General features: G+C 61.7%; 10 protein-coding genes. 1 reads left to right on the top strand and 9 read right to left on the bottom strand.

Annotation, left to right across the window (positions count from 1 at the left end):
- Positions 1-2 precede the first annotated feature (2 nt).
- A complete protein-coding gene (locus B5F27_RS06995) occupies positions 3-854 on the top strand; it encodes a tetrahydrofolate dehydrogenase/cyclohydrolase catalytic domain-containing protein (protein ID WP_087365750.1) in 852 nt (283 codons plus the stop codon).
- A 502-nt stretch (positions 855-1356) separates the two neighbouring features.
- Here B5F27_RS06995 and B5F27_RS06985 read toward each other — a convergent pair.
- The 9 genes from B5F27_RS06985 to B5F27_RS06940 form a co-directional block, all read right to left on the bottom strand.
- Positions 1357-2688, bottom strand: a complete 1332-nt coding sequence (locus B5F27_RS06985; RefSeq protein ID WP_087365744.1) for a thymidine phosphorylase — start codon at positions 2686-2688, stop codon at positions 1357-1359.
- A gap of 94 nt (positions 2689-2782) precedes the next feature.
- Positions 2783-3250 carry a GNAT family N-acetyltransferase gene (locus B5F27_RS06980; protein WP_087365796.1) on the bottom strand — a complete coding sequence of 156 codons (468 nt, stop codon included), beginning with the start codon at positions 3248-3250 and terminating at the stop codon, positions 2783-2785.
- 585 nt (positions 3251-3835) lie between these two features.
- The gene (locus B5F27_RS06970) at positions 3836-4753 is read right to left on the bottom strand and encodes an ABC transporter permease (protein ID WP_087246235.1); all 918 of its coding nucleotides are present in this window, start codon (positions 4751-4753) and stop codon (positions 3836-3838) included.
- Positions 4754-4756: 3 nt separating this feature from the next.
- On the bottom strand, positions 4757-5899 hold the full coding sequence (locus B5F27_RS06965) for an ABC transporter permease (protein ID WP_087365741.1): 1143 nt from the start codon (positions 5897-5899) through the stop codon (positions 4757-4759).
- 7 nt (positions 5900-5906) lie between these two features.
- Positions 5907-7418, bottom strand: a complete 1512-nt coding sequence (locus tag B5F27_RS06960) for an ABC transporter ATP-binding protein (protein ID WP_087365793.1) — start codon at positions 7416-7418, stop codon at positions 5907-5909.
- 427 nt (positions 7419-7845) lie between these two features.
- Positions 7846-9030, bottom strand: a complete 1185-nt coding sequence (locus B5F27_RS06955) for a BMP family ABC transporter substrate-binding protein (protein WP_242956861.1) — start codon at positions 9028-9030, stop codon at positions 7846-7848.
- 222 nt (positions 9031-9252) lie between these two features.
- Positions 9253-9678, bottom strand: coding sequence for a cytidine deaminase (locus tag B5F27_RS06950; RefSeq protein ID WP_087246237.1), 426 nt, complete (start codon positions 9676-9678; stop codon positions 9253-9255).
- Positions 9679-9688: 10 nt separating this feature from the next.
- The gene (gene deoD / locus B5F27_RS06945; protein WP_087365738.1) at positions 9689-10408 is read right to left on the bottom strand and encodes a purine-nucleoside phosphorylase; all 720 of its coding nucleotides are present in this window, start codon (positions 10406-10408) and stop codon (positions 9689-9691) included.
- 15 nt (positions 10409-10423) lie between these two features.
- A complete protein-coding gene (locus B5F27_RS06940; protein ID WP_087365735.1) occupies positions 10424-12286 on the bottom strand; it encodes a peptidoglycan DD-metalloendopeptidase family protein in 1863 nt (620 codons plus the stop codon).
- Between the last annotated feature and the right edge of the window lie 93 nt (positions 12287-12379).

Raw genomic sequence — 12379 nt, 5'->3', positions numbered from 1 at the left:
CCATGGCAACGCTTTTGAAAGGCGCGCAGGCCGCTGCCGCCCTGAACGAAAAGACGGCGGCCCGTGTGGCGGCCCTGGCGGAAAAAGGGATTGTGCCCACCCTGGCGGTGGTGCGGATGGGTGAGCGGGAGGACGATCTGTCCTATGAACGGGGCGTGATGAACCGCTGCGCCAAGCTGGGCATCGCGGTGAAGCCCTATCTGCTGGCGGCGGACGCCCCGCAGGCGGCGCTGATGGCGGTGCTGGAGGAGATCAACGAGGACGCCGGCGTCCACGGCTGCCTGATTTTCCGGCCGCTGCCCGCCCAGATCGACGACAAGGCGGTCCGGGCTGCCCTGGCCCCCGAAAAGGATGTGGACGGCATCACCGATGCATCCCTGGCGGGAGTGTTTACCGGCAGCGGGGTGGGCTATGCACCCTGTACGGCCCAGGCCTGTGTGGATATTCTGGACCATTACGGCATCCCCCTGGAAGGCAAACGGGTCACCGTGGTGGGCCGCAGCCTGGTGGTGGGCAAACCGGCCGCCATGCTGCTGGACCGCAAAAACGCCACCGTGACCATGTGCAATTCCCGCACCAAAGACCTGCCCCAGCTCTGCCGCCAGGCGGATATCCTGGTGGTGGCCATGGGCAAGCGCGGCGCCATCGGCGGGGACTGCATCGCCCCGGGCCAGGTGGTGGTGGATGTGGGCATCCACACCGATGAGGACGGCAAACTGTGCGGCGACGTCCGCTTTGCGGAGGCCGAGCCGGTGGCCAGTGCCATCACCCCGGTGCCGGGAGGCGTGGGCGCCATGACCACCTCGGTGCTGGCCGCCCATGTGGTAGATGCTTCCGAGAAGGCTGCACAGTAATCCGTAAAAACCTGCATAGACTTTGATCTGCCAACTGAAAAATTCTGCGTTGTTGCCCAAAAGCTAAGGTGAACACACATGAAGATACCGTTTCAGATGGCTCTGTTCAAAGCTGTTTTTGTGGTGGGTGTGCTGGTGGTATGTGCTCTTTGGGCTTTTGAACATTTTATCATCGGTGCGGTCCTTCTGAGCCTTTTGTTTGTATTTGATTTCGCTTTCCGGCGGTGCCCCTTTTGCGGCAAGCATTTTTCCATTCAATGGAGTAAGCTGGAACGATGTCCTTTTTGCGGAAAATCCTTGAAGTAGAAAACAGGAAATGAGTTACTGAAATAAAAATCCCCGCTCCCATGGAAGGAGCGGGGTTTTTGTGCTTTTTAGATCGTAAGACTTCGCATCGTACCGGGCCGCAGGCCCAAACGTAACGAGCGAGCCGGAGCGTAAAGGTCCCGCGGAACTGCCGGAGACCCGGAAAGTTTATGGTACCCAGTAAAAAGTTTTTTGCTTACTTTTCTTCAGAAAAGTAAGAGACGCCGGTGTCGGTGACGATGGCGTAGATGAGGGGGAGTTCCGAGGGTTTCTCGGGGCCGAAGGTGAAGGCGGAACGGTAGACCGCCTCGGCGGCTGCAAAGCGCTCGGGTGCGCCGCAGAAGGTGGCCAGGCTCTCGCCCCGGCGTACGTAGTCGCCCCGCTTCTTGTGCAGGATGATGCCGGCGGCGTAGTCCAGGGGATCGCCCTTTTTCTCCCGTCCCGCTCCCAGCAGAACGCTGGCAATGCCGATCTTCTCGGCGTCGTTGGCCGTAATGTACCCGTCGGCCTCGGCCAGTACCTCATACTTGGCCGCCGGCTGGTCAAACAGGCTGTAGTCCTCCAGAACCCGCACGTCGCCGCTCTGGGCCGCAAACATCTCTTTGCACTTGGCAAAGGCGCTGCCGTCTGCAATCACCTGCTGGGCCATGGCGCGGCATTCTTCCGGGGTTCCTTTGCCCGCCAGCACCAGCATGTAGGACGCCAGCTGCAGGCAGACTTCGGTCAGGTCGGCGGGGCCGCGGCCCTTGAGCACTTCCATGCTCTCCATCACTTCCAGGCTGTTGCCGATGTTGTGGCCCAGAGGCGTGTCCATGTCGGTGATCATGGCGGCCACCTTGCGGCCGTGGTGGCCGCCAATGGATACCATCAGCTTGGCCAGCTGGACGCTGTCCTCCACCGTCTTCATGAAGGCGCCGGTGCCGGTGGTGACGTCCAGCAGGATGGCGTCCGAGCCGGAAGCCAGCTTCTTGGACATGATGCTGGAGGCAATCAGGGGAATGCAGCTGACGGTGGCGGTGACGTCCCGCAGGGCGTACATCTTTTTGTCCGCCGCAGCGATGTTCTCGCTCTGGCCGATGACCGAAATGCCGATCCGATTCACCTGGGCGAAAAATTCCTCCTGGGTCAGGGCGGTGCGGGTGCCGGGTACGCTCTCCATCTTGTCGATGGTGCCGCCGGTATGGCCTAGGCCCCGGCCGCTCATCTTGGCAATCTTGACCCCGCAGGCCGCCGCAATGGGCGCAATCACCAGGGTGGTCTTGTCGCCCACGCCGCCGGTGGAATGCTTGTCCACCTTGATGCCGGCAATGGGGGACAGGTCCACCATCTCGCCGCTGCGGGCCATGATGTCGGTCAAAATGGCGGTCTCCTCGTCGGTCATCCCCCGCAGGTAGACCGCCATCATCCAGGCGGCCATCTGGTAATCGGGCACGTCGCCCGCCACATAGCCGTTGATGAGGGTCTCCAGCTCGGCGCGGGTATGGGTACCGCCGTCCCGCTTCTTTGCAATGATGTCGTAGATACGCATAGAAGATCACTCCAATCCCGATTGATAGGTTGCTTCCAGTATAGTATGACTTTTGCCCAAAGGCAAGGCCCCGGCCCGAAAGTTGGCAGAAACTTCACAGATCGCCCGCCGGTGCTTTTTCCATCACATAGTTGGCCAGGGTCACCCCTCTGCGCTCCACCTGCTGGGCCCGGATCACCCGGTAGCCGCGCCTGGCGAAGAAGGGGCGGGCCGTGACCGAGGCATGGGTGACCACCGGCCCGGCGGCAGCCTCTTCCAGCGCGTTGCAGAGGGCGGTGGCGACGCCCCGGCCCTGCAGGTCCTTGTGGACGTAGAGCCGGTCCAGGTAGCCGGCGGCGGGGTCCAGATCCCCGAAGCCCGCCAGCCGCCCATCCAGCTCGGCCACCAGGGTCCGGTGCGCCCGGAAGCTCTTGTCCCAGGCAGCGAGGTCGGGGCCGCAGGCGGGGGCCCAGGCGTCCAGCTGGGCGGGGGTATAGTGGGCCGCGTTGACGGTGTGGACCGTCTCGTAAAAGAGGGCCGCCAGAGCCGGGGCGTCTCCGTCCCGGTAGGGCCGCAGAAGGATTTCACCCGTGTGCTTTGCGGCGGCGTCCAGAGATGCCAGCCAGGCCTCCGCCTCGGGCCGGCCGCGGAAAATATGGACTTCCCGGCCGGGGCGGTACTGTTCCAGCAGGCGGAACAGCTCGGGCCGCTGGTCCGCACCAAAATCCAGAATCCACTGGCGGAACGCGGGGTCGAATTCCTCTTCCACCCAGGGGAGATCCTCGTGCCGGATGCCCACCCGGCTTTGGGCCCCCGCCAGACAGACCTCCAGGGGATAGTCCAGCAGGAAAATCGTGTCACAGGCGGCCATCCGCGGCTCCATGGTGCGCAGATAGTTGCCGTCAATGATCCAGGCGGGCCCGTCCATGACGGCGGCCAGAGCGGCGTCAAAGGCCTCAGGGGTGGTGTGGGTGCCGTCGGCCCGGTGCCACAGACAGTCCAGATAGTGGAGGGGCAGGCCGGTCCGGTCCCGCAGGCGGCGGGCAAAGGTGCTCTTGCCCGCCCCGGGACAGCCGATGACCAAAACTTTCTGCATGGGAAACACCTTCCTTTCAGAGAGCAAAACGGCGGCAAGCTGTTGCCGCCTGCCGCCGCGTTGGGTGTGTTTTTAGCGCGATCCCTTGTCGTAGGGGATGCCCTCGGCCTTGGGGGCCATGCTGTTCTTGGAAGTGAACGCGAGGATAATCATGGATGCGATGAAGGGCATCATGTTGTAGATGTTGCTGGACCAGCCCAGGTTGGCCAGGAAGGTGGAGTCGGCGATGTTGGCCAGGCTCTTGAACACGGCGAAGAACATGGCCGCGCCAAAGATGTGGAAGGGTTTCCACTGGCCGAAGATCATGACCGCCAGGGCCAGGAAGCCGGCGCCGGCCACGCCCACCTCAAAGTTCCAGGTCTGGACAGGGGGAACGATATAGGCCATGCCGCCGATGGCGCCCAGGGCGCCCGAGATCAGGACGCCGGCGTAGCGCATTTTGTAGACGTTGATGCCCACCGAGTCGGCGGCCTGGGGATGTTCGCCGCAGGCCCGCAGACGCAGGCCAAAGCGGGTCTTGTACATGACGATATAGCTGATGACCAGCAGGACAATGCCCAGAGGGACAAAGACGCTGAGCTCCAGCCCGCCCACCGAGAACAGGAAGGGACGGTTGGTGTAGTTCAGCTTGGCGCTGCCGCTCTCGCTGAAGTACTTGGCCAGAACCACCGCCACTGCGGTGGCCAGCAGGTTCAGAGCGGTGCCGCCGATGGTCTGGTCGGCTTTCAGGTTGATGGAGGCGAAGGCCAGCAGCAGGGAATAGACCATGCCGGCCAGGGCCGCCGCCACAATGGACAGAACCACGATCAGCCATGCGGGCATGGTGGCGGGCAGAAGGGTCAGGGCCAGGACGCCGGCGACGCCGCCGATGACCATGATGCCCTCCAGGGCAATGTTGATGATGCCGGAGTGCTCGCTGAACATGCCGCCCAGGGCTACCAGCATCAGGACGATGCCGTACAGCAGGGTATATTTGATGAGCAACAGCATAGCTTAGTCCTCCTTTTTGCCGGTCTTATCTGCCCGTTTGCCGCCGGACAGGAGCTTGGCGATCTTGCCGCGGAACAGCATCGAGAAGGCGCACAGATAGATGATGATGCCGCTGATGAGGTCGGCCACCTCGGTGGGGTAGTAGCGGGTGGACAGGAACGAGCCGCCCACCGTGATGTGGGAGATGAACAGGGCCGAGAAGATGGTGCCGATGGGGTTGGAGCTGGCCAGCAGGGCCACCGAGATGCCGTTGAAGCCCATGGCCGGCAGGGTGGTGGAGTTCAGGGGGTTCCACTCGGACACGCCGGACAGGTAGTACAGGCCCGCGCCAAAGCCGGCCAGAGCGCCGGCGATGACCATGGACAGCACCAGGTTTTTCTTCTCGTTGATGCCGGCGTAGCGGGCGGCGTTCTTGTTGAGGCCCACGGCCTTCAGCTCATAGCCGAAGGTAGTCTTGTCCAGCACAATCCAGATCGCGATGGCCACCACGATGGCCAGGAAGATGGCGATGGTGGTGCTGTTGGTCTGGAACATGTTGTTCAGGCCGAAGTCGGGGATGATGGAGCCCTCGGCGCCTTCCAGGCGGCGGAGGTTCCAGGTGCGGGTGTTGCGGGAGTCGTACATCACGCCGGTGCCGTTGCCGTACACAATCTCATTGACCAGATACAGGCCGATCCAGTTGAACATGATGGAGGTGATAACCTCGTTGATGTTCAGATAGGCCTTGAACAGGCCGGGAATGGCGCCCCACAGGCCGCCCAGAATGGCGGAGGCCAGCAGGCCCACATACCAGGGCAGGTGAAGGACGATGGCGCAGTACAGAGCGCCGTAGGCGCCCAGGGTGTACTGACCGGCGGCGCCGATGTTGAACAGGCCGGTTTTGAAGGCGAAGGCCACCGAAAGACCGGTCATGATGAGGGGGGCGGCGTTGGCCAAGGTGCGGCCCACGCCGTAGGGGGCGTCATAGAAGCCGCCCTTCAGGATGCGGACAAAGCCGTCGGTCCAGGCGTGCTCGGCGTTGATGGCCAGCAGCACCAGATAGCCGAACACCAGGCCGATCAGGATGCACAGCAGAGCTGCCAGCACGCTGACAAAGGCCGACCGGCTGTTGCCCCCGCGGGAAAGCATCTTTTTCTTGGTATCCATAAAGCGCTTATTCTCCTTTCCCCTGCTTGCGGGCGCCGGCCATATACAGGCCCAGCTCCTGGACGGTGGTGGTCTTGGGGTCAAACTCGCCCACGACCTCGCCCTCGTACATGACGAGGATGCGGTCGGACAGGTTCATGACCTCGTCCAGCTCCAGGCTCACCAGCAGAACCGCCTTGCCGGCGTCCCGCTGGGCCACGATCTGGCGATGGATATACTCGATGGCGCCCACGTCCAGGCCGCGGGTGGGCTGCACAGCCACCAGCAGCTTGGGGTCGCGGTCGATTTCGCGGGCGATGATGGCCTTCTGCTGGTTGCCGCCCGACATGCTGCGGGCAATGGTGACACTGCCCTGGCCGCTGCGGACGTCGTACTGCTCAATCAGACGGTCGGAATACTCCCGCACCTTGTCCTTGCGGATGAAGCCATGGCTCTGGAACTCGGGCTGCCAGTAGCGCTGCAGCACCATGTTGTTCTCCAGGCTGTAGTCCAGCACCAGACCGTGCTTGTGACGGTCCTCGGGGATGTGGCTCATGCCCGACTTGGAGCGCTCCCGGATGGAAGCGTGGGTGATGTCCTTGCCGCAGAAGGTGATTTTGCCCTTGGTGACCTTTTCCAGGCCGGTGAGGCCGTAGACAAACTCGGTCTGTCCGTTGCCCTCGATGCCGGCCAGGCAGACGATCTCGCCCGCCCGCACCTGGAACGACACATCCCGGACGGCGCTTTTCTTGTGGGTGGAGCTGGGCACGTTCACGCCCTGAACGTCCAGGATCACCTCGCCGGGATGGGCGGGGGCCTTGTCCACCTGCAGCTGAACGTCGCGGCCCACCATCATGCGGGACAGCTCTTCCTGGTTGGTGTTGGCAATGTCGGTGACGCCCACATACTTGCCCTTGCGCAGGACGGTGCACCGGTCGGCCACCGCCATGATCTCGTTGAGCTTGTGGGTGATGAACAGGATGCTCTTGCCCTCTTTCTTGAAGCCCCGCATGATCTCCATCAGCTCGTCGATCTCCTGGGGGGTCAGAACGGCGGTGGGCTCGTCAAAAATCAGGATCTCATTGTCCCGGTAGAGCATCTTCAGAATCTCGACGCGCTGCTGCATGCCCACCGAAATGTCGCTGACCAGCGCGTCCGGGTCCACCCGCAGGCCATATTTCTCGCTCAGAGCCATGACCTTCTTGCGGGCTTCGGCTTTCTGCAGAAAGCCCAGCTTGTTGGGCTCCACGCCCAGGATGATGTTGTCCAGAACGGTAAAGCATTCCACCAGTTTGAAGTGCTGGTGGACCATGCCGATGCCCAGCGCGTTGGCGTCGTTGGGGTTGCGGATCTGGACCTCCTTGCCACTCTTGAGAATCTTACCCTGCTCGGGCTGGTACAGACCAAACAGCACGCTCATCAGGGTGCTCTTGCCGGCGCCGTTTTCGCCCAACAGAGCGTGAACTTCACCTTTGCGCAGCTGGAGGGTAATATCATCGTTCGCCTTGATTCCAGGGAATTCCTTGGTAATGTGGAGCATCTCGATCACATAATCCTCGGCCAATCTGCTCACTCTCCTTTCACATGATGGTAACGCTTTGTTATCACTTTATCCATTATAACGTATTCTAATGCTACTTTGCAAGGAAAATATGTCTCAAAATCTGGCATTTTGCAAAAAAGACAGAGATTTTGTGCCGGAAACGGTGGGATACTACTGAAACCGGTGAGTTCGACAAAAAAGTATGACTTTACTTGTGGAACCTGCCGAAAAATCCGCAAAAAAATTAAGATAAAAAAGCACAGCTTTATGCTCTTTTTTGCGGCGCAAAATCCCTGAAAATCCGGCTTTTTGAGGGGTTGAAAGCAGGGGGAGGCCGGAGAAACGGAACAAAAAAGCGGGGCACCCGTAGGGGTGCCCCGCTCGATGGAAACCGAAGCTTGTCCAGCCTGGTTACAGGACCAGCTTACTGAACGTAAGTGACCTTGACCAGATCGCTGGTGGTGGGCTTCACGCTGTCCTCGCTGGAGTTGTCCACAACGATCTCGCCGGAAGCGATCTTGGCCTTGACAGCCTCGTACTCCTCGACGGTGAAGGTGCGGAAGTTCCAGCTGTCCTCAGCGGTGGGCAGGCCGACGTAGTCGCCTTCCTCCAGGCCGAAGTTGCCGTTGGTAGCAGCGATGGTGGTCCACTCGCCGTCGTCGATGTCGCCCAGAGCGGACTCAACAGCGACGGTCAGCTGCTTCATAGCGGAAGTGATGAAGGGGTTGTAGCTGTAGGTGCCGTCAGCCACGCCGTTGGCGCCGATGTAGTTCTGGTCAACGTCCACGCCGATGACGTAGCCGTTGGACTTGATGGCAGCCTCCAGAGCGGAGGTGTAGATGCCGCCGCCGCAGGCGAAGACGACCTCAGTGCCGCTGGTGTACCAGCCCTCCATACGGGAGGTGATGTTGGCGTCGCCGTAGAACTGGCCGCCGTAGTAGTAGTTCACCTCAACGGCGTTGCCGGTCTCCTGAGCAGCAGCGTCGATGCCCTGGATGTAGCCGTAGCCGTAGCGGATAACAGCGGGAACAGCCATGCCGCCCAGGAAGCCCAGCTTGGTGAAGCCGTCCTTGGCGATGGCGTAACCTGCCAGGTAGCCTGCCTGCTCCTCCTTGAAGGTGATGCAGTAGCAGTTGGCGGGGATGGTGTCGGTGCCGATGTCGGCCTGGGTCACGTCAATGGCGATGAAGCGGGTGTCGGGGTACTGCTCAGCAGCCCAGGCCAGGGAAGCGCCGTACAGGTAGCCGACGCAGACAACGGTGTCAGCGCCGTCGTTGACAGCCTGACGGATCATGGTCTCGCGGTCCTCATCGGAAGCGTCAGCCTCGGGGATGTAGTACTGGCAGTTGTCGCCCATGTAGTTCTGGACAGCGGTCCAGCAAGCCTGGTTGAAGCTCTCGTCATCAATGGTGCCGGTGTCGCAGCACAGAGCCACGTAGGAAACAGCGGTGCCCTCAGCGGCCTCGCCGGAGGCAGCGCTGGAAGCGGTGCTGGAAGAAGCAGCAGTGCTGGAAGCGGTGCTGGAGGAGCTGCCGCAGGCGGTCAGAACAGAAACAGCAGCGGCTGCGCCAGCCACGGCCATAAACTTACGACGCGAAATCATATTCATAAGAATTATCTCCTTTTTAACAGTTGTCTGCAACCATTTACGGACAGAAACATGATGCGGAATGCGGGGGCATAACGCCGCATTCTCTATATTCCAGTATAGCTACAAAATGTGTGAGGTTCAAGCGGTTTTCCATTACAAAATCTTTACAATATTGGCCGAAAAATAGCGAAAACCAACACAATCACGGGTGTTTTGCTTTGGAATTTTAGGTAATTTGCGTCAGATGTTGGCCGGGCCGAAACCGAAGGGAAGCAGTTCGCCCAGGGTGCGCTCGATGAAGTCGTCGGGGGTTTTGGCCATGATGACATTGAGGCTGGGCCCGCAGAACTCATACAGAGCCTGGCGGCAGACCCCGCAGGGTCCCGTGACCAGCTCGTTGACCTCGCCCATCCGGGCGCCCACCACCGCAATGTCGGTGAAATGGGTGACCCCTTCGCTGACCGCCTTGAACAGAGCGGTGCGCTCGGCGCAGCTGGTGGGGGTAAAGGCGGCGTTCTCAATGTTGCAGCCGGTGAAAATCTGACCGTCGGTGCTGCGGAGGGCGGCTCCCACCGTGAAGCGGCTGTAGGGGGCTACAGCCCGGGTGCGGGCGTCCAGCGCCAGGCGGATCAGCTCCTGTTTTTCCTCACGGGTCAGTTCAGACATGGTGTTCTCCTCAATACTCTGCGCCCAGGGCCACCTTCATCATGTCGGTGAAGCTCTTCTGGCGCTGCTCGGCGGTGGTGATCTCGGGGGAGACAAAGCTGTCCGAGATGGTCAGCAGGCAGGCGGCGTTCTTGCCCAGGATCTGGGCGTTGGCAAAGAGGGCGAAGCTCTCCATTTCCACGCAGACGCAGCCCTGCTCGTCCCGCAGCTTTTCCCAGTAGGTGGGCTTTTCGTCCGAGGGCTGGCGATAGAACACGTCGGAGGAGTGGATGTTGCCCTCGATGAGGGGGATGCCCTGCTTGGCGGCGGATGCCTTGAGCTTTTCGTTCAGGGAACGGCTGGGGAAGGTGATGTGGCCCTCAAAGCCGCTCTGGGTCTTGGCGTAGCTGGACTCACTGACTGCGCCGGAGGCCAGCACCACGTCGAACAGCTTGGCCTTGTCGGTGTAGCTGCCGGCGGAGCCGATGCGGATGATGTTCTCGACGCCGTAGAACTTGAACAGCTCGTAGGAGTAGATGCCGATGGACGGCATACCCATGCCGCTGCCCATCACGCTGATGGGGCGGCCCTCATAGGTGCCGGTGAAGCCCAGCATCCCGCGGACAGCGGTGACCTGGCGGACATCCTGCAGGAAGGTCTCGGCGATGAACTGGGCCCGCAGCGGGTCGCCCGGCATCAGGACGGTTTTGGCGAAATCGCCCGGTTCTGCGGCAATGTGCGGAGTGGACATAGGGACAAACCTCCTTTATTTGTTGAAGTAATTCTGAGGCGGCAGGTAACGGCCGTTGTAACGGATCTCAAAGTGGCAGTGGTTGCCGCTGGAACGGCCGGTCGAGCCGACGTAACCAATCAGCTGGCCCTGGCTGACCGCCTGGCCGGCGCTGACGGTCAGGGACAGGCAGTGGGCGTAAACGGTGCTGTAGCCGTTGCCGTGGTTGATGATGATGGAGTAGCCGTAGCCGCTGCCGGCGCCGTTCCGCTCGTAGCCGGCCTTGCTGATGACGCCGCTGGCGGAAGCGTAGATGGGAGTGCCGGCGGGGGCGCAGATGTCCACGCCCTTGTGGCTGCTGGAATACCAGCGGGAACAATAGGTGTACTGGGGCACCGGCCAGATGAAGGTGCCGTTGCCCACCTGGGCGACGCTGCCGCTGGGCAGCTTGGTGCCCACCACGATCTCCCGGTTGACCGGCTCCTTGGTGACCTCGCTGCTGACGATGGTCTGTTCCAGCAGGTTGCCCTCGGTGTCGTAGACGTTCTCGGCGGTGATGGTGCGGATGCCGTTTTCACCCTCCTGTACCGTGTGGGTGGTGCCGAAGGCGTATTCGCTGGACTGGGTTTTCTGGGTGGAGAAGGGGATCTCCTCGGTCCAGGTGACGGTCCGGGTGATCTGGACCTCCAGCATGGCCTCCTCCCGGGTGACGATCAGCTCGTCGCCGGGGAAGATGGCGGTATCGGTGGTGATGTCGTTGAGCTCGCACAGCTCTGCGGTGGTAAGGTTGTTCTTGGTGGCAATCAGGCTGATGCTGTCGCCCTGCTGCACGGTGTAGACCCGCTCGGCCTGGCGCACGCCCGACAGCAGGGACACCACATCGGCGTAATCCTTGAAGCTGTCGGTGAAATACAGCCCGTCCTCCAGGGTGACGGTCCGGTTGAAGCTGACCACGGCGGTGGGGTCTGCGTCATCCTGATAGGCCGAGAGCATATCGTTCAGGTACAGCTCCAGCTGGTCGCCCTCGGCGCAGACGGCGGTCAGTTCCCCGTCCAGATAGAGGGCGGTGCCCTCGCTGATCTCGTCGCTGACAGCGGACAGGATGGCGTCGGCCATCTGGCTTTCGTCCAGCACCTCGGTGGAAATGGCCAGCCGGTAGGTGGGCTCGATGGTCAGCTCGGCTTTGCCGGAGGTGCCGGCGTAGTTGACGCGCTGGAGCACGTCCTCACGGGCCGAGTCAAAAGTATCTTCGTTGGCCACATGGCCCACCGTGACGCCGTTGACGTCCACGGCCAGGGTGTAGGGGCTGCCCACCATGACCTGAACCACCGTCAGCAGGACGGCCAGAGAGCCCAGGGGCAGCAGGTATACCACCATCCGGGGCAGCAGGCCTGCATAGCGGACCGCACCGCGGCCTAAGTACTGAAGGTCGGCCACAATGCCGGCCCAAAATCCTTTTTCACGGCGGACGTTGGTGCCGTGAACCCAGATGTTGCGCACACCGCGGCAGAGCACATACAGAGGCTCAAACAGCTCCCGCAGCACCGTCCGGGCGCCGGGGAAGGCGGTGTCGGCCACATCCTGCCACGCCCGCAGAAAGGCGGCGGACAGCCAGATGGCGGCGGATTCAATGACCCGCCCGGCCTGGATCATGCTGTATTCGCCGGCGAAGCCCAGAGAATACAGAAAGTCGCCGGCCTGCCGGGCCAGCGGGAAACGGCTGAGGAAGGCGCCGAAGCCCTCCATGCGGCGGCGGGTCCGGGCGCGGAAATGGTGGCGGCGCAGCAGGCTGCTGCACTGCACCCGGGCCCAGAATGCCCGCAGTTTTTCTTTTGTTGTCAGGGGAGGCGGGGCGCTCGGCTGAACGTCCTGCGGCTCCTTGATTTTATCGTCAATCAAAAGAGTGGTTCTCCTTCCGGTGGGATTGGATGCATCTATACAAAAGTGAAGGCATATCGCATCAAAAGCCCGGCGGCGGCCGGGAACGGGACA

This window comes from Faecalibacterium sp. An192 (assembly GCF_002160175.1).
In the GTDB taxonomy this organism is placed as follows: Bacteria; Bacillota; Clostridia; order Oscillospirales; family Ruminococcaceae; genus Faecalibacterium.
Note: the sequence above shows the minus strand (reverse complement) of the source record. Positions and strands in the feature narration are given on the sequence as shown.